21 protein-coding genes are annotated in these 21,931 nt (G+C 56.8%); 12 read left to right on the top strand and 9 right to left on the bottom strand.

Going from position 1 to position 21,931, the window contains the following annotated elements:
* Window positions 1-30: 30 nt before the first annotated feature.
* Window positions 31-1,371, top strand: coding sequence for a sulfatase-like hydrolase/transferase (locus tag EI77_RS10625; protein ID WP_133795246.1), 1,341 nt, complete (start codon window positions 31-33; stop codon window positions 1,369-1,371).
* 29 nt (window positions 1,372-1,400) lie between these two features.
* On the opposite strand, the gene EI77_RS10620 is transcribed toward EI77_RS10625, so the two are convergent.
* A complete protein-coding gene (locus tag EI77_RS10620; protein ID WP_133795245.1) occupies window positions 1,401-2,513 on the bottom strand; it encodes a D-TA family PLP-dependent enzyme in 1,113 nt (370 codons plus the stop codon).
* A 124-nt stretch (window positions 2,514-2,637) separates the two neighbouring features.
* Between EI77_RS10620 and EI77_RS10615 the strand changes: the two genes are divergently transcribed.
* Window positions 2,638-3,615, top strand: coding sequence for a magnesium transporter CorA family protein (locus EI77_RS10615; protein WP_133795244.1), 978 nt, complete (start codon window positions 2,638-2,640; stop codon window positions 3,613-3,615).
* Here EI77_RS10615 and EI77_RS10610 read toward each other — a convergent pair whose 3' ends face one another.
* Complete coding sequence (locus EI77_RS10610; RefSeq protein ID WP_243838785.1) at window positions 3,616-5,055, bottom strand: sulfatase; 1,440 nt, start codon at window positions 5,053-5,055, stop codon at window positions 3,616-3,618. It abuts the gene before it with no gap.
* Between the two features lie 120 nt (window positions 5,056-5,175).
* Window positions 5,176-6,066 carry a hypothetical protein gene (locus tag EI77_RS10605; RefSeq protein WP_208300331.1) on the bottom strand — a complete coding sequence of 297 codons (891 nt, stop codon included), beginning with the start codon at window positions 6,064-6,066 and terminating at the stop codon, window positions 5,176-5,178.
* A 216-nt stretch (window positions 6,067-6,282) separates the two neighbouring features.
* On the opposite strand from EI77_RS10605, the gene EI77_RS10600 reads away from it, so the two are divergent.
* The 3 genes from EI77_RS10600 to EI77_RS10590 all read left to right on the top strand — a co-directional run bounded on the left by EI77_RS10600 (window position 6,283) and on the right by EI77_RS10590 (window position 9,010).
* A complete protein-coding gene (locus tag EI77_RS10600; protein WP_133795242.1) occupies window positions 6,283-7,632 on the top strand; it encodes a protein kinase domain-containing protein in 1,350 nt (449 codons plus the stop codon).
* Window positions 7,633-8,390: 758 nt separating this feature from the next.
* Entirely contained in the window at window positions 8,391-8,621 is a 231-nt protein-coding gene (locus EI77_RS10595; protein ID WP_133795241.1) for an AbrB/MazE/SpoVT family DNA-binding domain-containing protein, read from the top strand.
* The gene (locus EI77_RS10590) at window positions 8,618-9,010 is read left to right on the top strand and encodes a type II toxin-antitoxin system death-on-curing family toxin (RefSeq protein WP_133795240.1); all 393 of its coding nucleotides are present in this window, start codon (window positions 8,618-8,620) and stop codon (window positions 9,008-9,010) included. Before EI77_RS10595 ends, EI77_RS10590 begins: the two co-directional genes overlap by 4 nt.
* Window positions 9,011-9,025: 15 nt before the next feature.
* Here the strand turns inward: EI77_RS10590 and EI77_RS10585 are convergent, their stop codons facing one another.
* A complete protein-coding gene (locus EI77_RS10585) occupies window positions 9,026-9,676 on the bottom strand; it encodes a hypothetical protein (protein ID WP_133795239.1) in 651 nt (216 codons plus the stop codon).
* A gap of 323 nt (window positions 9,677-9,999) precedes the next feature.
* On the opposite strand from EI77_RS10585, the gene EI77_RS10580 reads away from it, so the two are divergent.
* A complete protein-coding gene (locus EI77_RS10580; RefSeq protein ID WP_133795238.1) occupies window positions 10,000-11,034 on the top strand; it encodes a DUF5077 domain-containing protein in 1,035 nt (344 codons plus the stop codon).
* Here EI77_RS10580 and EI77_RS10575 read toward each other — a convergent pair.
* Window positions 11,031-11,831, bottom strand: coding sequence for a tRNA threonylcarbamoyladenosine dehydratase (locus EI77_RS10575; RefSeq protein WP_133795237.1), 801 nt, complete (start codon window positions 11,829-11,831; stop codon window positions 11,031-11,033). The genes EI77_RS10580 and EI77_RS10575 overlap by 4 nt on opposite strands.
* A 101-nt stretch (window positions 11,832-11,932) precedes the next feature.
* Here EI77_RS10575 and EI77_RS10570 point away from each other — a divergent pair, with 101 nt between their 5' ends.
* From EI77_RS10570 to EI77_RS10550, 5 genes are read left to right on the top strand one after another with little or no spacing between them, the layout of a single operon-like run.
* Window positions 11,933-12,721, top strand: a complete 789-nt coding sequence (locus tag EI77_RS10570) for an MBL fold metallo-hydrolase (protein ID WP_133795236.1) — start codon at window positions 11,933-11,935, stop codon at window positions 12,719-12,721.
* A 38-nt stretch (window positions 12,722-12,759) separates the two neighbouring features.
* Window positions 12,760-14,328, top strand: coding sequence for a TIGR03790 family protein (locus EI77_RS10565; RefSeq protein ID WP_166647178.1), 1,569 nt, complete (start codon window positions 12,760-12,762; stop codon window positions 14,326-14,328).
* Window positions 14,329-14,387: 59 nt separating this feature from the next.
* The gene (locus EI77_RS10560; RefSeq protein WP_133795234.1) at window positions 14,388-14,948 is read left to right on the top strand and encodes a DUF1990 domain-containing protein; all 561 of its coding nucleotides are present in this window, start codon (window positions 14,388-14,390) and stop codon (window positions 14,946-14,948) included.
* A complete protein-coding gene (locus tag EI77_RS10555) occupies window positions 14,945-15,895 on the top strand; it encodes a YndJ family transporter (protein ID WP_133795233.1) in 951 nt (316 codons plus the stop codon). Before EI77_RS10560 ends, EI77_RS10555 begins: the two co-directional genes overlap by 4 nt.
* An 8-nt stretch (window positions 15,896-15,903) precedes the next feature.
* Window positions 15,904-16,431, top strand: coding sequence for a hypothetical protein (locus EI77_RS10550; protein ID WP_133795232.1), 528 nt, complete (start codon window positions 15,904-15,906; stop codon window positions 16,429-16,431).
* A 45-nt stretch (window positions 16,432-16,476) separates the two neighbouring features.
* Here EI77_RS10550 and EI77_RS10545 read toward each other — a convergent pair whose 3' ends face one another.
* Window positions 16,477-16,737 carry a hypothetical protein gene (locus EI77_RS10545; RefSeq protein ID WP_133795231.1) on the bottom strand — a complete coding sequence of 87 codons (261 nt, stop codon included), beginning with the start codon at window positions 16,735-16,737 and terminating at the stop codon, window positions 16,477-16,479.
* 111 nt (window positions 16,738-16,848) lie between these two features.
* Window positions 16,849-18,225 carry a dihydrolipoyl dehydrogenase gene (gene lpdA / locus EI77_RS10540; protein ID WP_133795230.1) on the bottom strand — a complete coding sequence of 459 codons (1,377 nt, stop codon included), beginning with the start codon at window positions 18,223-18,225 and terminating at the stop codon, window positions 16,849-16,851.
* A gap of 252 nt (window positions 18,226-18,477) precedes the next feature.
* On the opposite strand from lpdA, the gene EI77_RS10535 reads away from it, so the two are divergent.
* Entirely contained in the window at window positions 18,478-19,101 is a 624-nt protein-coding gene (locus EI77_RS10535; protein ID WP_133795229.1) for a Pycsar system effector family protein, read from the top strand.
* 19 nt (window positions 19,102-19,120) lie between these two features.
* Here EI77_RS10535 and EI77_RS10530 read toward each other — a convergent pair whose 3' ends face one another.
* A complete protein-coding gene (locus EI77_RS10530; RefSeq protein WP_133795228.1) occupies window positions 19,121-19,864 on the bottom strand; it encodes a dienelactone hydrolase family protein in 744 nt (247 codons plus the stop codon).
* Window positions 19,865-19,955: 91 nt separating this feature from the next.
* Window positions 19,956-21,899, bottom strand: coding sequence for a RecQ family ATP-dependent DNA helicase (locus EI77_RS10525; protein WP_133795227.1), 1,944 nt, complete (start codon window positions 21,897-21,899; stop codon window positions 19,956-19,958).
* Window positions 21,900-21,931: the final 32 nt, after the last annotated feature.

Raw genomic sequence — 21,931 nt, 5'->3', positions numbered from 1 at the left:
CCATCATCTTACTACCTTCCTTCTCCTGCCATGCTCCGTCATCTGTGCCTTCTGTTTTGCTTCACGGCTGCAAGTCTCATTCATGCCGCCTCCAGGCCCAACATTGTATTCATCATGGCAGATGATCTTGGCTGGGCGGATGTGGCCTTTCATGGGGGCAGTGCACCCACTCCGCATCTGGACCGGCTAGCGAAGGAGAACCTGGAGCTGACCCAGCATTACGTGGCTCCAGTTTGCAGCCCCACACGCACTGGATTGATGAGTGGCCGTTACTGGAGCCGCTTTGGCATCACCAGCCCTAACAGCGGGCAGGCTATGCCTTTTGATACCGTCACTCTGCCACGTGCTTTGAAGAGTGCAGGTTATGACACCTGCCTCACTGGCAAGTGGCACCTCGGCTCGAAACCAGAATGGGGTCCCAATAAGTTTGGCTTCGATCTAAGCTATGGCTCCCTGGGTGGAGGAGTGGGACCGTATAACCATCAGTATAAGGAGGGCGAATATACCCATACCTGGCATCGCGACGGCACACTGATCACCGAAGAAGGACACGTTACCGATTTATTGGCTAACGAGGCTGTGGCATGGATCAGCAGCCGCAGTGAAAGGCCGTTTTTTCTTTATGTGCCATTCACTGCTGTACATCTGCCCGTGAAGGAACCGGAAGAATGGGTTTCCAAAGTGCCTGCGAACATCACCGGAGACGTGGCGCGCCACTATGCCGCCTGCATCATGCACATGGATGAGGCAATCGGGCAGATCCTGGCCGCATTGGAAAAGGCTGGGAAACGTGACAATACTCTCGTCGTTTTCACCAGCGACAACGGTGGCAGCACGGCTGAAAACAATGATCGTAAATACCCCGCCGATGACTACCCAGCAGGCAAAATAACCGCCAGCAATGCGCCGCTGCGAGGCCAGAAGGCAGATCTCTATGAAGGCGGCATCCGGGTGCCGACCCTCGTAAGCTGGCCGGGAGTACTAAAAGCGGGCCAATTTAAAGCACCTGTGCACATCAGCGACTGGATGCCCACTCTCTGTGCCCTGGCAGGGTATCAGGGTGAGGCGGATTTGAAATGGGATGGCATTAACCTATGGCCCGCTCTCATTGGGGAAGCTGAACTGAATGATCGAATCCTCTACTGGACCGGCCCCAATTTCCGCACTCTTGCAGTGAGAGAGGGAAACTGGAAACTGATCGTCACGCGAACAAAGGATAAAGCCGGGGACTCTCCGGAACTGTTTGATCTGGCCAAGGATCCCAATGAAACCACCAACCTCGCCAAACAGCAGCCGGATCTCGTGAAAACATTGCTCTCCAAAATGGATCAGGTGGCCAAGGCTGACCGAGATGCCGTTGTGAAAAAGTAAAGCAGTCCCAAGTCAGACCGGCATTTCCCTTATACCGTCATCCGCCGGTTCCGGGCGGTGACAGGCCAGGTGGCCGTATGGAGCCCGCCCTCAATCACCACAGCTTCACCATGCATGGAGACGCTGGGGCAGACATGGCGAGGAATGCCGTGCAGGGACTGGCCGATTTCAAATTCATGAGCACGGTCCGTTTGCAGGACCAAGTGCTCCTCACTCTGCATCAGCACTTCCGCGTCGGGTAATTCTTCAAAGCGGACGCGAGGATGTGGGTTTTCTGGGGCTACTGACTTGTGTCCAAGATCCAAGGTGAGGCGGTTCACCCCAGGTTTGCTAATAACCCGGGCGAGCAATGCCGCTGCGGGTAGGAAGGGGAGATCCGGATACTTGTCTCCATAGCCAAAATCCCAAAATACACAGGTTCCAGGAGAAAAGGTGCGGTCAGGCAAGGCTGCATGAATGCCGAAAGTGGGTGAGCCGCCAGCGACGAGTTCCGGCACCAAGACCCCTTCCCCGATGAGCCGTTGGCGGAAATCCAGAATCGGCGCATAGGCCACCTCACAGCGGGCGCGGCGTGTCTCCAGATCCGCATCATGGATGTGGCCATCGTAGGCATGGAGACCACAGAACTGAAGCCTTGGCGTGTCTTTGATGACGTGCGCCAGATAAGCGGCCGCTTCCCCTGGGAAGATGCCAGTGCGGCCCATGCCACAGTCCAACTCCAAGAAAACACCCAGTGTTACCTGGTTCTGCTGGGCGGCCGCCGCAAGAGTGCGCAGCGTGGCTTCATCGTCCGCGATGGCGGAAAACTTAGTCGTGGGAAATTTAAGTGCCAATTGCGCTAGGCGCTGTCCATTGGGACCTACACACGGCATCGAAAGCAAGACATCCCGTGCACCGCCTGTGGCGCACATCTCGGCCTCGGCGATGGTCGCGGCCTTGAACTTGGTAATGCCCAACTCCACCTGCCGCTGGATCAAAGGCAGGAGCTTGTGAGTCTTCACATGGGGCCGCAATCGTTCTGGACCGCCGGCGATTTTCAACATGAGCTGGAGGTTATGCTCAATGCGCTCCTGATAGAGCAGCAAGGCAGGAGAGGCGATTTCGGCCTCATTTTCGACGTGGAACCAGGCGTGAGCAGTCATGGATAAGCAGTTGATATCGAATGCCGAATAAGGATGCAAGATCGCAAGCCTGTGACATTTGCATCCCAGCAGCCTTTTCCTTGGCGCTCCTTCACTCTGCCGTTACAGTCTCCCTCCCCCACTCATGGTCCGACTCATCACCCAGCAAGGACAGCTTTTCGATTGGCAGGACGAGAAAGTGCGTCCCTTCCCGGACAACCTCGTTTACCTGGACCTCCTCAATCCCTCCCGCACAGAAGAGCTGGAGGCGGAAAGCTGGCTCGAGCATCAGCTCCCTACTCGGGAGGAAATGCAGGAGATCGAAGAATCCAGCCGGTTATATTCCGAGCATGGAGCGCTATACATGACGGCGTGGATCCCGGTAGGACTGGATACGCCCGACCCGGATACCACAGCCATCACCTTCGTGCTGGCGCCGGACTGCCTGACGACGGTGCGCTATGCAGATCCCATGGCCTTCAGATTGATCGTGGATCAGGTGCGGAGGCAATGCGCCTGCCCGATGAGCAGTGACGCCGTTTTCCTGACCCTTTGTGAGCTCATCGTGGCCCGCATCGCCGATGCCCTGCAGACGGTGGAATCCGATTTGAAAAAAGTCGGACGCGATGTTTTCAGCCTGAACCCGCACAAGGCCAGCGCCGCCGTGGAAAAGGATCTGGGAGATGTGGTGCGCACGCTTGGTCGGCGCAGCGCCCTGGTGGCCAACCTGCGGGAGAGCCTCGTCAGTGTGAACCGCATGCTGCAATACTTTCTGAACAATGCCGCGACCTGGATGCGTAGCGACCTGGCCGCGCAGTTCCGCAGTGTGATGCGCGACGTCAAGTCCCTGGATGACTACACCAACCAGCAGCAGCAGGAGATGACCTTCCTGCTGGAATCCACCCTGGGCCTCATCAACATCCAGCAGAACCAGATCATCAAGATCTTCACCATCGCCAGTGTTCTGTTCATGCCGCCGACACTCATCGCCAGCCTTTATGGGATGAACTTTGAGCACATGCCGGAACTGAAACTGCCCTGGGCGTATCCTGTTGTCATTTGTGTGCTAATCATTTCCGCCCTGCTGCCCATCTGGTGGTTCAAGCGGAAGAAGCTGCTGTGATCACTTCTTCTTTTTCTTCTTAGCCCCTTTGGGCGCACCAGCAGCACGTCCGCTGGGTTTGGCAGGATCGTAAGCGGGGTTCTTGATGGGCATCAAGGCACCCACTTCGTCTTTCCAGGAAGCGAGTTTCGCAGAAAGAGCAGCAACTTTTTCTGGATGGGCAGCAGCGAGATCCTTTTGCTCCCCCAGATCATCCCGCAGATTGAAGAGTTCCTTTTTACCCTCTTCATACCATTCGATGAGTTTCCAATCACCCTCACGGATCGCAGAGGCCGGAGCGCCGCCTTGGTTCCCATAATGCGGGTAGTGCCAGTAGAGGGCACGCTCAGGCAGGGTGGTGCCACGAAGCAGTGGCAGCAGGCTGACGCCATCCACCTTTGAAGGTGTTTTACCCTGGGCCACATCCATGGCGGTGACGAAGTAATCCGGGCTGCATACGGGTGTTCCGATCACGGAGCCCGCCTTCAGGACAGCGGGCCAGCGAATGACCAGAGGCTCGCGAATACCCCCTTCATACATCCAGCCTTTGCCACCCCTCAGCGGCAGATTGGAGGTGGGAGATCCTTCACTGGTGGAGAGGCCTCCATTGTCCGAAGTAAAGATAACGAGGGTGTTTTCTGCGAGGCCCAGTTCATCCAGTTTGGCCATCACTTTACCCACAGCCTGGTCCATGGCTTCGACCATGCCACTATAGACGGGATGTTCCTGCACAAGGCGTACCTGGCGGGTATCTTCCATGCCCCATTTGGCCTCGAGTCCTAAGCGGGAACGTTTCTCCTCATACTTTTTCTCCAGATCTGGACGCGCCTGCAGTGGAGTATGGACGGAGTAAAAGGAGAAGAAGGCGAAGAAGGGCTTATCCTTGTTTGCCTGGATAAACTTGGCGGTCTCATTCGCCAGACGATCCGGCAGATGCTCTCCGTCAGGGCCATCAGGCAGGCGCGGGTTGTCATAAGGGACAAAGTATTTTCCCCGGCCATACGGGCCGCCACGATCCACACCGCCTAGGTTGTGATCATAGCCCTGGTCTTCCGGCCACCAGCCTTCAGGTCCCAGATGCCACTTGCCGGCAAAGAAGGTGGCATAACCGGCATCCTTGAGCATTTCAGCCATGGTCACTTCATCGTGAGCAAGACGATCACTGTAAGGGGCGGGCAGTAGCTTGGTATTGCGATTCCAGAGCTCCGGTTTCATCGCGGCTCCAATGTAATCAGTCACGCCTGTGCGCTGCGGCCAGCGTCCGGTCTGCACGGCAGCGCGGGTGGGGGAACAGACGGGGCAGGCGGCATAGGCATCCGTGAAGCGTGCACCTTCTTTGGCCAGACGGTCCACATTGGGAGTCTCGTAAAACGTGCTGCCATAGCAGCCAATATCGCGCTGCCCCAGGTCATCCACGAGGAAGAAAACAATGTTAGGCCGGGTTTCGGCTGCGAACGCCATGCCGCTGGATGCCAGAAGCAATGCTAAAAGAGATTTCACAAACATGGCCTTTCACAACGCTGATAGGGAGCGCTTCTCGCAGCAAAACCGCCTCTGAAAACAGGACATCAACGGGCACACTTAGCGGATGCGCTGTTCCGCATTGCCGTTTTGCTTGAAGTATGCATCGCGGGCCTTGCGCAATTCCTCCAGGCGGGCGGCCACATCGGTTTTTTGCTGCGTCTGCTGCTGGATCTGGGATTTGACGAAATGATTGTTATTCCCCAGGGAGCGCCACGGGCCGGGCGGCACCTCGCTCACGTCCACAAAACGCCAGTCACATTTGCCATTGCTGGCCATGCCCAGATAATCCCGTACCGCTGGGCTGACATCAATCCCGGCTCCGCGGTTGCTAGTGTTTTTCGGACGGGCATTGCCAAAAACGTACTCAAAATCATCGGTGACGAAAGGTCCGCAATCTTCCCACTGCGCATAGCAGACGCGGTTACCGTACCGGATGGCGATCCAGGTCCCGCGCAGCACCGTCCTGCCAGCCTTGTTATAACGCTCCTTGAACCAGGGAATCACGCGGGAGGCTTCTGGCTTGTGCGCCGTGTAATCCAGTAGATCGTTGTATGGCAGCGCAATATAGAACGGATTCAGTCCAGGGGTGAAACCCAGCGGGCAGTAGTTTTTGCCTCGCTTGAGAGGATCTGGATCGTCGTATCCGCCGAAGTTTCTTTCCCACTCGGTATCCCAGGAGCTCTTATTGTTGGGTGTGGGATTGTTTTGGGTGGGTTCTTCCCCAACCCAAAAGACGGTCGCCATGATGTCCGTCTTCCACGGATAGCGGGAGTAGCCCAGTCGCGGCAGGGTGGGTGAATTGACACGCGGCACGACGATGGCAGGTGGGGCGGCCACAGCACTGCCGGTGGCACTGACTTTCGGCATGGACTGGGCCATAACGCTCGCGGCTGCTGTTGAAAACAACAGCAGCAAGACGAGTGAGCGTCGTGGGGGGGCGGCGTTCATACTTCCTTATCAGTGACGGGAAATGAAAGTAACCGAAATACGGGCCAGGAAGCAATACCAAATGATAGTGTTCATTTGAAAGTCATGGAAAATCGGTTTTGAGGAGCCTTTAGTCCCAGTTACACCTAAAGACGTAAGATATCGGGTTTGATAAGAGAACGCTTGCGGGAGGGGGACAATATCAGAACTATCTTCCCCACCCCAAAATCCTGTCTCATGAAACGCTTTTTCTCTTTCGGCAAACGGACGCCGCCTCCCCAGGCTGTTCCCTCGCCATCAGAGGGTGTGGCAGGTTGGGCTCCGATGCCGATGTATCCGTCCCCCGCAGAGCTCACCGCAATGATGCCCGCCGGCGAATACATCTTTGATGCGCAGATCGGCCAGGGAGGCATGGGGGCGGTGTATCGTGGCCAGCAGCATAAACTGGGGCGTGCGGTGGCCATCAAGATTCTGCACAAGCAGCATGGAACAGACTATGCCTATCCAGAAAGATTCAGGCGGGAGGCCCAACTGCTGGCCCAGATGAATCACCCCAACATCGTCAGTGTGTATGATTTCGGGATGGTGGGTGACTATCTGTTTTATGTCATGGAGCACATCGAAGGGACCGACCTGCATCAGCTTATGGGCTCAAAGCAGGTCACTCAGGCCAGGGCACTGGAAATCATCCCGTGCCTGTGTGATGCACTGCATTATGCGCATGAAAAAGGCATGGTACACCGGGATATCAAACCGGCCAATGTGCTCATCGCCACCGATGGCCGCGTCAAACTGGCCGATTTTGGCCTGGCTAAGCGGCTTGACCGGCCCAGCACCATGCTGACCATGAGCAACATGGCCATGGGCACTCCTGAATATGCTGCCCCGGAACAGTATGACACGAGTGCCATCATTGACCACCGGGCGGACATTTATGCCCTGGGCGTGGTTTTTTACCAAATGCTCACGGGAACGGTACCACGCGGGGCGTGGCAGCCACCATCCGCCATGACCGGAACGGATCCCAGGCTTGATACTGTGATTGTGCGCGCTTTGATGCCTGACCGCACTCAACGCTACGCAACGGCCGCCGAATTTAAGCAGGCCCTGATATCCTGCACCACGCTTCCGCTAGAAGCCATGCAAATGAAACCCGCGGCCCCGGTAGCACGCCAAGCCAAACCTTTACAAGGCCGCGTTCTGGTGCTGGAAGATGACTTGCTCCTACGTCAGTTGATTGTTAGAAACCTCAAGAATGAAGGCTTCGAAATCGTCGAAACGGGCGATGGGGTGGACACGGTGCGCTGCTACAGTGACGCGCTGCTGGCCAATCAGCCTTTTGATCTGGTGCTGATCGACCTAACCATTCCCATGGGCATGGGCGGTGCGCAGGCCATGGAAATGCTGCGCCAGATGGATCCTCAGGTGGATGCCATCGTTTCCAGCGGCAACCGCCACGATCCTACCATGCTCGATCCGGGGGACTTTGGCTTTGCCGGGGTGCTGCCAAAACCTTATGACAGCAGCGCCCTGCTCAGCGTGGTCAACCAAGTCTTGCAAAGACGCCGCCTCCGGCAGCATCACTGAGTCTGGGTGCTGTTTGACGCTATAAAATGAAGCGCCGCCCGCCGGAGTGACCAGCGTGCGGCGCGACGTGAGTGGCTTACCACCGAGTAATCTTAGTGCTTGTGACCCTTTTGGGAATCACAGCAGGCACTCTTGTCCTTCGGGCAGCAGCTCGCAGCGGCTTTACCGCTAGGAGCAGTGCAGGAAGAGCAATCAGATGGCTTGCTGGCGCAAGAAGCGAGCAACAAGGATGCTGAAGCGAGGCCTACGGAGAGAAGACGGATCATAGAGAGAGTGTCGGTTGGGAAACAGGTTGTCTATGAGACGACCTCCAAACCAGTCAAATTACTTGCTGTACTGGACAGGTGCTGGTGGTGGCGGTGGGGGAGCCTTGGATGCGCAGGAGACGAGGCCACCGGCGATAACCGAAGCTGCGAGAGCGAGGAGGGCGTATTTCATAGTGTTGTTTGTAACGTGTTTGTTTGAATGCTGCAGCATCCACAAGTGAGACTGAGCGCCGCGAGGCTACCGATAATTCCAGTATTTGCAACGGGCCAAATCGCAATGTTCAAGCCTATGCCTTCTCAAGACTGAGAGGATTGAGGCCCTTCAACGCGTATTCCCCTCCTACTTTTTTAGGAATTTGTGTCCCCAATTGTTTTATAGCCTCATTTAAACCCCCGCAACATGGGGCCTAAAACATTACCCCCGAGAGTTTCTGGAAGCTCAAACTCTGGCGTGCAGCTTGACGTTATAACATCCGTTGCTACATTGGGGCTATGGTTCTTGAACTCAAACTCCGCAAAATCGGTAATTCCGTGGGCTTTGTCCTGCCGAAAGAAGCTCTGGCCCATTTGAAAGCGGAGGAGGGGGATACCGTACTTTTGACTGAGGCTTCGGATGGAAGCCTTCGTTTAAATACATCCAAGCCACAAATCAGCCACCAGATGAAGGCCGTCCAGAGCATCATGGAGCGCTATCGTAACACTCTCAGGGAACTGGCTAAATGATTGAACCTGAGTGGATTGAAAAAGAAACCGTTCTTGGATTGCACGAGCAATCACTGTATGAACACGGAGGATCTTCCGGCATCAGGGATGAAGGAATGTTGGATTCTGCCCTTGGTAAACCCCAGAACGTCTTCGCCTACGGACATCCGAACATATTCGATCTGGCGGCAAGTTACGCTTACGGGCTGGTTAAGAACCATCTTTTCATCGACGGCAATAAACGCACAGGTTTTGTGATCACAATTTTGATGCTGGAACTTAATGGACACGGCTTCACTGCCGATGAGGCGGACGCGGCTGTTCGTACGCTGGCCTTGGCTGCGGGTGACATGACGGAAGAGGCCTATGCTGCGTGGCTGGAAGCGAATTCAACTCCTGTCCCGGCCTAAACTGATATCACCCGCCTAACGGCTAAAAGAAGTTGGTTGGGCCATGACAGTGAATTCCGCCCGACGCACTTCTTCATGGGATTGGCCATCCGCAGGGCTAAGAACAGCTCCACTTTTGGCCCCGGGTCCATGGTTGGAAGAGACTTCAGCACGGCGGATTTCTTCAATCGGCCGGGCTTCGCTGGAACCGGCAACCTCTGCGCGGCGAATTTCCAACAGTGGCTCATTGGATACAGCGGATTCGGCGCGCCGAATTTCCATCAAAGGTTCACTAGCGGGGATCTCCGCGCGGCGGACTTCTTCCATGGCGATGACGGGGCGCTGGCTTGCGGGCGTGTAGGAATTTACTGCGGCCATCACCATAGCCGAGCGCCCAGGTGCCACTTTCAGTGCCGTCTCGATGATCTGCTGCACCAAATGGGGCTTGGCACGCACGGCATCCATAGCGGCGGTGACGATCTCTCCTGCACAAGGTTCATTGATAACCAAAGCGTCTTCCAACCTCATGACCATGAGGTCGGGGCGCTCTTGAATCGCTTTGGTCAGATTCGCACAAAGAATTTCACAGGGGGATAAATAAGGCTGTGCCCGGAGCGCCTGTTCCTCTTCGGCATGGATCATCCGCCCGATAACGAGCAGAAGGATCCATGGAAGAATACGGTGCATAAGCGTGTGTATAAAAAAGATCAAAGCCTACCCAGAGAAGGTACGAATGCCGCTGCATCATTGACGTGCGCCATCTGTGCCAGATTCAAGAATATGCTCCTGGAGCCCGGAAAGGCGACGTTTTTATGCAATGGGCCCTCTTCCAAACCGGTAAAAAGCCATCTCATATCCGCACGTTTCGTTTATGGCATTGGGGAAATGGACCGTCTTTTATCGCAGCGGCTGAGTTAATCAGGCTAAAGATCTGCCCTTCCCATCCGTTGCATCAAGACGCAGTGGAGGTTTTTAGGCCTTTACACCCCGCGGCCAGCTTTTCATCCACCATGTTACGACCTATCTTTTCACTCTTCGCTTTGACGCTCGCCCTCAGCCTGACCTCCTGTGGGCGTCCATCTGGTGAAAAAGCCAGTACTGAAATAGTCAGCCCGCCACCAGCCGTGCAGGTCAAAGAGGAAGCCACACCCGCGCCAGCCTCGGAGCTTGTCACACAGCCAGAGATCAAGGCGGCTCCTGTGGCCCCGGCAGAAACGGAGGTCCCGGCCATGGTGGACATCGGGGGTTTTGGCAGCGACGAGCCAGCAGAGCGCAAAGACATGCCCAGCCGTGGCATCATCACCCTCGGTCCAGATAGCTGGGATCACAGCAATGGCGCGCACTGGGAAACATACACAGGGACGAAGTTTAAGGCCAAGCGCTGGGGCAAGTATCAAGTTCGGATGACCTATACCCTTAACCGCAGCGCACTGGGCATGCAGTTCCGCATGGGAGATCTGGTGGTTAAAAAATCGCTCCCATCGGCTCCTTCAGTGCGCAAGACTTACCTGGGAGAATTGTACATCGCCCAGCCTGGAGACGTGCCATTCGCCCTCCTGACGCCCCCTACCGAGGGGTCCGCTTTGGTCATTCATGAAATCGCCCTCATTCCCACCTGTGAAGGTGAAATGCCCAAGCAGGCGGAGGATGGCAGCATCACCCTGGAAGCCAAAAACGCCGTGACGTGGTCAGAGAATATGCGCTACGAACCCAAGCCTGAAAAAAACTGCCTGGGCTTCTGGACCTCTGAAGACGATCTGGCGGAGTGGGAGTTTGAGGTCACCCAGCCAGGCCGTTACAAAGTCACCGTCAGCCACGGCTGTGGCGGTGGAAATCATGGCAGTGAAGTGGAGCTCAAACATGCCGACCAAACTCTGAAATTTACCACGCAGGACACGGGTGGATTTCAAAACTGGCAGGAGCTGTCTTTGGGTGAAATCGAAATCAAAGCTCCAGGCAAACAACGGCTCCAGATTGATCCGGTTAACAAAGTAAAGTCTGCTGTTCTGGACGTCCAAAAAGTGGTGCTGACTCCAGTCAGTTAAGTCGCTTTGTCCGCCACGAGGATCTTCAACACTTCCGCCGCTAGGGCAAATCCGAAGGTGCCGGTGACAAAGGTCGCCGCACCAAATCCTGCCGCACAATCAAGGCGCAGACCTGCTTCGGTGCCGACCTCACGTTCCGTGGAGCAAGAGCCGTCCGCCTGCGGGTAAACAGCCTTTTCCGTGGAATAAACACAGGGCACCTCCCAGTGCATGGGCTTGCCTTCGAGACTTTTGGGGAAGCCGTGCGCCTCACGCAGGCGGCGGCGCACTTGCAGCAGCAGAGGATCCGCCCCGGCCTGGCCCAGGTCGGCCACTTTTACCTGGGTCGGGTCCCGCCGTCCGCCAGCGCTGCCGGAAACAACGACGGGAAGATTTAACGCACGAGCTTTGGAGATGATGAGGGCTTTAATGTTGGTGCTGTCCACAGCATCGACAAGGCAGTCAAAGCCAGATGCCAGCAGGCGGTCGGCATTGTTTTCCAGGAAGAATTCCGTCACCGCATGGATCTGGCATTCCGGGTAGATTTCCACCACCCGGCGGGCCAGCACTGCCACTTTGGGATGCCCTACGGTATGCGACAGGGCAGGTAGCTGGCGGTTGGTATTCGTAATGCAGACATCATCCATGTCGATCAAGGTCAGAGAGCCGACACCGCTTCGTGCCAGCGCCTCCACCGCCCAGGACCCAACTCCACCTACACCTATAACAGCTACCCGCGCTCCATGCAGCCGCGCCAGGGCCTGCACTCCGTAGAGCCTGCCGATGCCGCCGAAACGCTGGAGATAACTTTCTGTCATGCTTTCTTTCTTAGCCGTAAAAGAAGACAGGCAAGGCAAAAAACTGCGGACTGAATTCTTTGCCTTCCTTGGGCCTTTTTACAGCTATAGCTTACGCGGACATGTCTGATCTCACGCTCACTTTTCTCGGCACCGGCACCTCCGTCGGTATTCCGATGATCGGCTGCGGGTGCGAGACCTGCCGCAGTACGGATCCCCGGGATAACCGCCTGCGCTCCAGCCTATGGATGCAGACACCTGAAATGAGCTGGGTGGTGGATACGGGGCCGGACTTTCGTACCCAGTGCCTGCGCGCAGGAATCCTTCACCTGGAAGCAGCGCTCTTCACACATCCGCACATGGACCACCTCACCGGTTTCGATGACTTGCGTCGTTTTACCGTGGAGCCGGACCAGTTCATGCCCATTTTTGCCATGCCTTCATGCTTGGCCATGCTGGAGCGCATGTTTGAATTCGCCTTCAATGGGGAAAACCGTTATCGCGGGTATTTAAAGCCCTTCCCGAAGCCCATCCATGGCCCATTTCCCCTGGGGGATACCTGGGTCACGCCGTTGCCAGTGCAGCACGGAAAGGTAGAAACCATCGGCTACCTGTTCACTCGCAATGAGCGCAAACTGTGCGCCTATTTTCCGGATGCCAAGGTTATTCCGCCGGAGTCCTTGGACGCTTTGGAAGGCGTGGATACCCTCATCCTGGATGCGTTGCGTCATACGGAGCATCCCACCCATATGAACTTTGCTGAAGCCCTGGCCATTCAGGCGCGCATCCGCCCCCGCCGCACTTACCTTACCCACTTGCAATGCGAGATCATGCATTCGCGTGAAGAACCTCTGCTGCCACCTGGGGTCAAGATCGCTTATGATGGACTGGAGCTAACCTGGGAAAAATGATCATGGCAGAAATCAGGGCATATCAACATGGGTCACGCATGACAGGCACGGCCTGTGTGTGCTGGCTCTTGGGCTGTTTGCTGGCCTGTGCTCCTTTAGTTAACGCCCAGGATCCCCTTCCCTCCCCCGACTTGAATGGCGAAACGGTGGTGGTTTACAATCCGGATTTCTCCCAGTCACGTGAGCTGGCTGAATATTATGCGGAGAAGCGTGGCATCCCGCAAGACCACCTGATCAGCCTCGCTTGTCCGATCAATGATTCGATGACCCGGCAGGAGTATGACAATCTTTTGCGCAAACCACTCTTCGAAGCCCTGGTACGCCGTGGGTTATGGCGGCTGGGCCAGCAGGAAATCAAAGATCCCACCACGGGTAAAACCATGCCCGCCATGACCGTGGCGGAATCCGCCGTGCGTGTGGTGGTGCTTATGCGCGGAATCCCGTTTCAAATCCAGCGGGATGCGCAAAACCCAAAAAATACCCAGGAGGATGAGGCTAGCGTAGATAGTGAGCTCTGCCTGCTGGGCCTGCCGCGTCAGCCCATCGCCGGCGCGTTGCGGAATCCCTACTATGGCCAGGACATGCGGTTCCAGATGTTTCAGGGCACGCCTGGACTTCTACTGGTGGGGCGGCTGGATGCGCCGGATTCAGATACAGTGAAGCGCATGATTGATGATGCCATCAGTGCTGAGCAGAACGGGTTGCGAGGCCGGGCCGTCATTGATCTGGCGCAGAAAACGGGCGCGTATCAGGAGGGCGAGGACTGGCTGACGCGCAGCGCCATTCTCTTCCGTCAAAAAGGCATTCCCGTTTATGTGGACAAGGCGGAAGCCGTGCTGCCGGACCACTGGCCGCTGCCGGATACGGCTTTTTATTTCGGCTGGTATACGACGAATGCCAGCGGTGCCATCGCCAGTCCGTCCTTTCGGTTTCAGACCGGTGCCATCGCCTGCCATCTGCATTCATTCAGTGGTGCTGCCCTGCGCTCTCCAGACCGGCATTGGGTAGGCCCACTGCTGCGACAAGGAGCAGCGGCGGCGCTGGGGAATGTCTTTGAGCCGTATCTCAGCCTCACGGTCCATTTTGACATCTTGAACCAGCGGTTGCTTGAAGGTTATACCCTGGCGGAAGCCTCCTGGAATGCCACCCCGGTGCTTTCATGGATGAATGTCGTCTGCGGGGATCCTCTGTACCGTCCGTATGCCAAGGGCCCCGGCTCCAGCATGGGGGAAGGGCGTGACCGTGACTACGCCCTTTACCAGGGCACCGCCCTGCGTCATCCAGGAGAAGACAGCCGCGAACTGAAACGGACGCTCACTTCCCTGGCTGAAACCCGGAGCAAACCCCACATGCTGGAACTGACCGGCCTTCTCTCCGCCAGTGAAGGGAAAAATGCCGAGGCCATAGACCTGCTGGAGCATGCCCTGAGCCTTTATGTCATCGCCTCGGACAAGGCCCGCGCGCATCTTTACCAGGCCCGGCTGTACCTTCTGGAAAACCGTCCGTCTGAGGCCAAGGCCACTTTGCAAAAAATGATTGATGATCCAGATCAAAAAGATCTGCCAGCGGCCCAGGCTGCACGTTTGATCCATAGCCAGATTCCGTGACGCCAGCTCTTTCGGGATTTCGAGGTTGTCTGAGATGGGTCTCAGCGGAAAGTGAAGGCATGATTTCTCTAAAGCCGCCGTCTTCATCCCAGGTGATGGAATGTGTGAGAGCCTGCCAGGACGCACCGCTGAGTTATGCCCATCGGCAGGGTGTGGAGCAGCCCCCTGTAGAAGGTTTTATTGAAGAAGAGCATCGGGTGTGTTTGGGGGTAGGGACGACTATTTATCATCGGGCACGCCGTGCTCTGGATGCGTGGAAAATGTTTCCCGCCTGGACGGTCGTTTACCCTTTTCAGTCAGCCCAGCAGCCGGGGCAGGTGGTGGCCATGGTGGTGCGCATTTGCGGTATGTCCTGGATCAATCCTTGTCGCATCCTGAGCCGTTGCGATGATGAAACCCACCATGGATTTGTCTATGGCACGCTGCCTGAACATGCAGAATGCGGAGAAGAGCGCTTCAGAGTGGAAAAGCGGCCCGATGGCTCCGTGTGGTATGAGATCCGCGCTTTTTCCCGTCCTCATCACTGGTTAGCCTGGATCGGCTTTCCGCTGGCCCGCTGGTGGCAACTCCGCTTTGTGCGAGATTCCCAGGAGGCGATGAAAAAGGCGGTTAGTTCATGAGCTGGGGTCGCTTCATTCATCCTGCGTTACAGGGTGCCCTGGTCTGGCTAGTGGTCATGGGCGGCTGGTGGCGGCCGTATCCTCAGGATCCTGTGTGGATCTTGGGTCTGCTTTTTATGTCCATCATGATTTTGATGCCAGGCAGTCATGCTTTGCAAAGGCGGCATCCTCGATTTTGGCATTCCCAAGCCGAGGTAGTGTGTGGTTTTTTGCAAATGACCGCCTTCTTTGTCGCTCCGGGTCCGCTGGCTTTACTGATGTCCCTGCCCTGGTTCATCTACCGCGCATGGTGGGCGGTCGAGACGCTCAAAGAGCTCCTCCATTCATCATTCGATCCCGCAGGGTGGATGATAGGTGCAGCGGGTATTTTCCCGGCCATCGGTGCCGCATGGCTGCTGGCCAACCGGTTAAATTGGATGCCCTTTGGCTTCGACGCATTGATCGTGCTGCTGACCGCTGCTCACTTTCACCATGCCGGATTTACCCTGCCTCTGATGGCTGGACTGTGCGGGAAGGCTCTCCCCGGTATGTTTTCGCGGAGTGCCTGCCTACTGATCCTGGCCGGAGTACCGCTAGTGGCGACGGGCATTACCTGCACACATTTCCACCTGCTGCCGTGGGTGGAGCCGGTGGCCGTCTGCGTGCTGGTGACGGGGGCATTGGGCGTGGCGATGCTGCAAATGAGGATGGCTTTTCAGCCCCGGCATTCCGTTTGGATACAGGCCATGTTCTGGATCTCGGGAGCCAGCCTGCTGGTGGCCATGTTGCTGGCGCTCAGTTTTGGACTCCGCTCTGTTTTGCCCCAGTGGACTCTGCCCATGCCTACCATGTGGGCTGTGCATGGTTCCTTGAACACCTTTGGGTTTGGCCTCTGCGGCCTCTTGGCCTGGAGTGCAAAGCAGCGTCGATCATCAACCGCCCTCTCCAAAGGGCCAGCGCAAGACTAACAACAGGCATGTTCATTGAGCGTCTTCAACGGGAACTGGCCATCTGCTCCGCCATTCAGATCGGCCCTTTTCTGGCGCGGGAGCCAGACCGCTGGCACGTGGTCAGCATCCATGATCCCATCCAAGCCGAAGCGGATTTGGCCAAGGCCAAAAGTGCTCTCCAGCTTTCCTTCGAAGATGCCCTACCAACGCCTGGCGACGACACCCCCGGTCCGAAACCCGCTCATTTGCAGAGCTTCCTCGCGTTTGCCGGAAGTACCGCTCACGAACCTCTTGTCCTGCAATGCTGGGCAGGCCGCTCCCGCAGCACCGCCATGGCCCTCGTGCTCATTGTCAAAGAACTGCATGCGCAAGGGCTAACGGGCTCAGAACTGGTGACCACCTCCGTGGACATCCTGCTGTCCCTTCGCCCCAACGCCAATCCCAACCGCTTCGTTTTGCGTCTCGGACTGGACCAGTTTCTTCCTCCAGAGATTGCTCAAAAACTTAGCACCGCTTTGATCCGGGAGCCGAGGCTGAAGGCGAATTTTTTGTGAGTGGTCCAATCTTGAAATGCTGGCCATCATTACAGCGGCGATGAATCAGAGTCCCCGCCAGCGAAGACCCATGAAGCCTGTATCCAAAGCAATGAGAGCCATGGGGACCAACAACCATTTATACGAAAGCTCCTCGCGAATAAAGTAGATGGCAAAGGCAAGACACAGTGGATACGTGAGGAGACCGGCTCCTAAAAACAGGCTGATGAATGCCACGGGTAGGAGAATCCAAGGATGCAGCAAAATCCCGACCAACATGTCAGGGTCGCCATGCAGGATGGCCTGGGGAATGGCTGGCAGCAGCATCCCCAGCAAACATGCCCCATAGAAACAAACTAGCCGCCCAAAAACAGTTTGGGCAGCCGATAGAATTACTTCCGTCGGGCTGCCCAAAAGGTTCATCGTTAATTTGATGGGTTACACGTGGATCGGATGCCCCTTAGCCACTTCGGTCGCTTCCTTGACCATTTCCGACAGCGTCGGGTGGGCATGGATGGTGGCTTCGATTTCGTCCCAGGTGGCTTCGAGGTTCATGGCGAGGCCGATCTCGGCGATCATCTCGGTGCTTTCGCTGCCGACGATGTGGGCGCCAATGATCTCACCGTGAGGTTCACCGTAAAGGATTTTCACAAAACCTTCCGGCTCAGCGGCAGCGAGGGCCTTGCCGCTAGCGACGTAAGGGAACTTGCCGACCTTGAATTTAAGGCCTTTTTCCTTGGCGGCACGCTCGGTGAGACCAATGCTGGCGACCTGCGGATGGCAGTAGGTGCAACCTGGGAAGACCGTAACCTTCTTCGGCTTGTGCTTGGCGAAGATGCCTTCCACACACTGGACGGCCTCATAGCTGGCGACGTGGGCGAGCCACGGTGGCCCGATGATGTCGCCAGCACCATAGATGCCTTTGACACTGGTTTGATACTTATCGTCCGTCTGCAGCCAGCCGCGGTCGGTCAGCTTCAGTTCGATGCCGCCGGGCAGAACCGGCTTCACACCGATGGCGACGAGGCAGACGTCGGCTTCGAGAGTTTCGTTGGCCGCGCCTTCGACGGTTACCTTAACGCCTTTGCCGTCCTCGGATGTGCCGGTGACTTTGGTGTTAGTGAGGATGCGGATGCCAGACTTAGTCAGGCTCTTTTCCAGAAGCTTGGACACTTCCGTGTCTTCCACGGGAAGGACGTCGGGAAGCATTTCAACCACAGTCACCTTGGTGCCGTAGGCGTTGAAGAAGTAAGCGAACTCAATGCCGATGGCACCGGCACCGATGACGATGATGCTCTTCGGCTGCTTTTCCAGGGTCATGGCTTCCTTGCTGCCGATGACGGTGGTGCCATTGAAGGGGAAGCCGGGCATGTCACGCGTCTTGGCACCCGTGGCGATGAGGATGTTAGCAGCCTCATAGGTCGTCTTGGCTCCATCAGCAGCGGTGACTTCCACCTTGCCTTCGGCCGGGATGCTGGCGGTGCCCTTAAGGTAGTCCACCTTGTTCTTTTTGAAGAGGAACTCGATACCCTTGTTCAGCTTGTCAGAGACGCCGCGGCTGCGGCCGATGACCTTGGACCAGTCATACTCCACGCTGCCGATTTTCAGGCCGAACTCTTCGGCGCGGTGGGTGAGTGTGTGGTAAAGCTCGGCATTTTTCAGCAGGGCCTTGGTCGGAATGCAACCCCAGTTCAGGCAGGTACCGCCAGCGCGGTCATTTTCCACACAGGCCACTTTTTTGCCGAGTTGTGCTGCGCGGATGGCTCCGACGTAGCCCGCAGGCCCGCCGCCGATGACGATGAGGTCGTAGTTCATGTATGTGAGATTGGGAGGGAAATGATACGCGCAGAAAAGCGCAGGGGGGGGAGGAGTTCAACAAGAGACTGGAGCCGCCGGGAGAAACGACTTCTGCGGAAGGATGGCTGATATGGCCCAACGCCATTTAATTTCGCACATCTTCCGGGGATTCGAAGCCGAGGCGCGGACAGGAGGCTTGATCGTCTTGTGACAATTGCGTCACATGGTTGCCGGACCCGGTAGCGACAGCTAGTTAATGGGAAATAAGACATGGCTGACGTTCCCGCTCCCCTTCCAGCTCATTCCAGCGCCCCGGTTCCTGTGACTGCAGGCACGCTCGTCAGCTCGACGGCAGTCGATCTCACCCGGCTTATCTACATGCTTTATCAGGACATTGAGGGCCAGATCAACCGGGCTGATCTGAAGGCCCAGATCACCCTGAGCACCTCGGCCATTCTGGCTGCTATGGTTTCTAATCTGGGCCTGGGGCTGGCTTCACCGAACATGCAGGACTGGAGAGGCAGGGAATGGATTGTGGTGACGGTTTACGCGTTCTTCATTACCTTGATTTGCACCGCCATCGCGCATGCTCTGCTGGCCGCTTTTCCTCGCTCCATCGGAAAAAGCAAAAAAAGGCCTGAGGAAGCCAACCTCTATTTTACCGCCGATATCGTCAGCATGCCGCCCGAGAGCTACAGCCAGCTTTTTGGTGCCCAGCATAATTCTGACGTGCGTGACCGGGTGCTGAAGCAGATCCATGCCAAAGCCCGCGTGCTGGAAGTGAAGCTGGGCCATGTACGGAATGGCCTGAAGTTCCTCAGCTTTGCCATGGTCATCTGGCTGCTGGCCCGTGTCATGCTGGTTGTCTTGTATGCCCGCATTCCCGGACACTGACGGCGTCATGTGACAGCTTTTAGTTCCCGAGACACCGGCGGAAAAAGTCCACCGTCATGCCCAGGGCTTGGCGGGCCAGTTCGGCATCGTAGCGGAGACCTTCGTCACGCAGAAAGGCATGGGCGGCGTTGAATTCGTGCCAGGTGAAATTCACGCCGGCCGCCGTCAGCGTCTGGTAGATGAGCGCACGGCCTTCTGCTGGCACATGCGGGTCCTGGCGACCGAAAACCATCATCAGCTCTCCTTGGATATCCGCCGCACGGGCGAGAGAATCATCATTCATGCCTGCACCCAGACTGCGTTTATGCAGGTCCGTGGGATAAAAGCAGGCAGCGGCGGCCACATCCGGCTGCAGGGCAGCACGGTAGGTCAGGTGACCGCCGATGCAGGGTCCGAAGGAACCGAGGCGTCCCGTGCAGGCTTCGTGAGCTTTCAGATAGTCCAGCACAGCGCGATTATCTGCATCATAGGCGGCGACGGATTTCTCCGTCTTCAGCCGATTGCCCACGTCAGAGCCAGCCTGATCATAGGCGAGTACGGTCCCGGAGGCCAAATACTCATGGTAGATCTCCGGCACGGCGACGATGAAGCCGTGACCGGCCAGATAGGCTGCCGTGCGGACAATGGGGGCCGTCAGTTGAAAAATCTCTGAGTGAAAAAGCAGCCCCGGAAACTGGCCCGGTCCCGCAGGTCGCAGCACCATCGTACGCATAGGACCGGAAGGTGTGGTGAGTTCGACGATTTCAGGCTCGCGGAGGGTCATGGGTTGGTGGGGCAAAAAGATGTTTGTTGGCTGCCATAGTTGGCAAGGAGAAAGCAGGAAACAAGCTATCGCTAGGCATCGGTGATGGCTGTCACCGCATTGTTTCCGCCTGGGCCAGCACGTCGGCAAAGGGAATCTGCTCCAGCATGGCGAAGGTGCCTAGGCGCGTAAGGCGGGAGCGGCTGGTGGCGGGGCTGGAGATGCCGCAGAGGAACCGAGTAAGCTGGCGGGGCGTGCGCAGGGCGGCGTGGCGCTCATCCATGAGTTCGCGAATGATGGCCACATCCTCCGTGGTGATGCTAGGGCGGGCGGCTTGGGGAATGGGCCGGGGTTCGCTCATATCCAGGCCCTTCTCGCGTTCCTTGCAACTCGTACAGGTGCCGCAGTCCTCCTTCATCTCTTCGCCAAAGTATCGTAGCAGCCAACGGGTAATGCATTCGCGCTGACTGGCCAGTTCGAGGATCTGGTTGAGGCGCTGCACATCCCGCGTCTCGCGTTCGGCAAACAGAGCCTGCATTTTGAGGGCTACTTGATCTGGATCGCGCAAAGAAGGATCTCCGCACAGGCGGTAGCGCTGGCGGGCTCCGCTGGGTTTCATCTGGATCTCTCCCGCCTCTTCCAACCAGGTGAGAGCTTTCATGATGCGGTCACGAGATTCCTCCATCTCGGCAGCGGCCTCATCAGGGACGATGGTGGTCCATTTGGAGCCGCGCTTGCCGCAGGAAAAGAGCCTGCGCAAAAAGGCCTGCCGATCAGGTTTGTGTCCGGAAAGGATGCGGGCTTCCGGCTGGAGAAAACTGTACTGATAGCTGGAATAAAACATGCCGAGCGGACGCACGAGGCCGTTGAGCTCCAGGTTGGTGAGCACAGTCTCGATGACCAGCGGACGGATATCGGTACTGCCAGACAGCTCATAGATGGAGATGTCAAACTCATCTCCCTGGCGTAACAAATGATCCAACAATTGCCTCAGAGCTTGCGGTGTTGGCGTATCACCAAAGGTGAAATTGGCCAACACAATGCAATCATCCTGGCAGGCCAGCATCTCGCACACGGAGGGTTTGCCATCACGACCAGCGCGCCCGGTTTCCTGCATGTAGTTTTCCAGTGTCTTTGGCAGGTTATAGTGATACACGGCACGGATGTCTGCCTTATCAATGCCCATGCCAAAGGCGATGGTAGCCACGATGACATCCGTCTCTCCAGTCATGAATCCATCCTGTGCAGCATGTCGGTGCTCATCGGGCAGGCCAGCATGATAAGCCAAGGCATTGACACCGTTGCGCTGGAGATGGGTCGCCACTTCCTCCGCTGTTTGTTGCAGGGTCACATAAACGATGGAAGGCACCTTACGCTTGTTGAGCAGTTTGGTGAGGTATTCTTTCCTCTTCGCCGCTGGGCATGGCGTGATCCGATAGTAAAGATTCGCCCGGTGAAAGGACGTCTGCACATGGTCCGCATCGGCAACGTCAAAAGCCCGCCGGATGTCCGCTGCCACACTGGGAGTCGCAGTGGCCGTCAGGGCCAGCACGGGTGAGATGCCCAGCTCCTTCGCCACATGCGCCAGACGCAAATATTCCGGACGGAAATTGTGTCCCCATTCAGAAATGCAGTGTGCCTCATCCACCGCCATCATGGAAATCTTCAGTCGCTTCAGCCGCTCAATGAAGTTCTCATTCATCAGCCGCTCTGGGGCGATGTAGAGTAGTTTGGTTTTGCCCGTACGCAGGTCATCAAAGACCTGCTGTGCCTCCTCCAGCTTCAGCGAAGAATCCAGACGCGCCGCCCCGATGCCCCGCGCCCGCAATGCTTCCACTTGGTCCTTCATCAACGCAATCAGCGGCGAAATGACCAGGGTCACACCGTCCAGGAGCAAAGCCGGAAGCTGATAGCACAACGACTTACCTGCACTTGTGGGGAAAAGTGCCAGCGCACTGCGCCCCTCCAGCAGCGCCTGCATCACCTGCTCCTGTCCCGGACGGAAAGCCTTGTGGCCGAAGTGCTGGTGAAGAGTGGCGGTGAGATCGTGCGGCATGGTTATTCATGCCACCGTTCAAGGCTCAGTGG

It is taken from the genome of Prosthecobacter fusiformis, assembly GCF_004364345.1.
In the GTDB taxonomy this organism is placed as follows: domain Bacteria; phylum Verrucomicrobiota; class Verrucomicrobiia; order Verrucomicrobiales; family Verrucomicrobiaceae; genus Prosthecobacter; species Prosthecobacter fusiformis.
Note: the sequence above shows the minus strand (reverse complement) of the source record. Positions and strands in the feature narration are given on the sequence as shown.

Bases quoted from the DNA above. Each gene is read 5' to 3' on its own strand.
- EI77_RS10555 (WP_133795233.1), top strand. From the start codon at position 14,945: ATGAGCTGGGGTCGCTTCATTCATCCTGCGTTACAGGGTGCCCTGGTC.
- EI77_RS10605 (WP_208300331.1), bottom strand. From the start codon at position 6,066: ATGAACGCCGCCCCCCCACGACGCTCACTCGTCTTGCTGCTGTTGTTT.
- EI77_RS10545 (WP_133795231.1), bottom strand. From the start codon at position 16,737: ATGCTGCTGCCAGCCATTCCCCAGGCCATCCTGCATGGCGACCCTGAC.
- EI77_RS10565 (WP_166647178.1), top strand. From the start codon at position 12,760: ATGACAGGCACGGCCTGTGTGTGCTGGCTCTTGGGCTGTTTGCTGGCC.
- EI77_RS10535 (WP_133795229.1), top strand. From the start codon at position 18,478: ATGGCTGACGTTCCCGCTCCCCTTCCAGCTCATTCCAGCGCCCCGGTT.
- EI77_RS10620 (WP_133795245.1), bottom strand. From the start codon at position 2,513: ATGACTGCTCACGCCTGGTTCCACGTCGAAAATGAGGCCGAAATCGCC.
- EI77_RS10595 (WP_133795241.1), top strand. From the start codon at position 8,391: ATGGTTCTTGAACTCAAACTCCGCAAAATCGGTAATTCCGTGGGCTTT.
- EI77_RS10600 (WP_133795242.1), top strand. From the start codon at position 6,283: ATGAAACGCTTTTTCTCTTTCGGCAAACGGACGCCGCCTCCCCAGGCT.
- EI77_RS10550 (WP_133795232.1), top strand. From the start codon at position 15,904: ATGTTCATTGAGCGTCTTCAACGGGAACTGGCCATCTGCTCCGCCATT.
- lpdA (WP_133795230.1), bottom strand. From the start codon at position 18,225: ATGAACTACGACCTCATCGTCATCGGCGGCGGGCCTGCGGGCTACGTC.
- EI77_RS10590 (WP_133795240.1), top strand. From the start codon at position 8,618: ATGATTGAACCTGAGTGGATTGAAAAAGAAACCGTTCTTGGATTGCAC.
- EI77_RS10530 (WP_133795228.1), bottom strand. From the start codon at position 19,864: ATGACCCTCCGCGAGCCTGAAATCGTCGAACTCACCACACCTTCCGGT.
- EI77_RS10625 (WP_133795246.1), top strand. From the start codon at position 31: ATGCTCCGTCATCTGTGCCTTCTGTTTTGCTTCACGGCTGCAAGTCTC.
- EI77_RS10570 (WP_133795236.1), top strand. From the start codon at position 11,933: ATGTCTGATCTCACGCTCACTTTTCTCGGCACCGGCACCTCCGTCGGT.
- EI77_RS10585 (WP_133795239.1), bottom strand. From the start codon at position 9,676: ATGCACCGTATTCTTCCATGGATCCTTCTGCTCGTTATCGGGCGGATG.
- EI77_RS10525 (WP_133795227.1), bottom strand. From the start codon at position 21,899: ATGCCGCACGATCTCACCGCCACTCTTCACCAGCACTTCGGCCACAAG.
- EI77_RS10560 (WP_133795234.1), top strand. From the start codon at position 14,388: ATGATTTCTCTAAAGCCGCCGTCTTCATCCCAGGTGATGGAATGTGTG.
- EI77_RS10580 (WP_133795238.1), top strand. From the start codon at position 10,000: ATGTTACGACCTATCTTTTCACTCTTCGCTTTGACGCTCGCCCTCAGC.
- EI77_RS10575 (WP_133795237.1), bottom strand. From the start codon at position 11,831: ATGACAGAAAGTTATCTCCAGCGTTTCGGCGGCATCGGCAGGCTCTAC.
- EI77_RS10610 (WP_243838785.1), bottom strand. From the start codon at position 5,055: ATGGCGTTCGCAGCCGAAACCCGGCCTAACATTGTTTTCTTCCTCGTG.
- EI77_RS10615 (WP_133795244.1), top strand. From the start codon at position 2,638: ATGGTCCGACTCATCACCCAGCAAGGACAGCTTTTCGATTGGCAGGAC.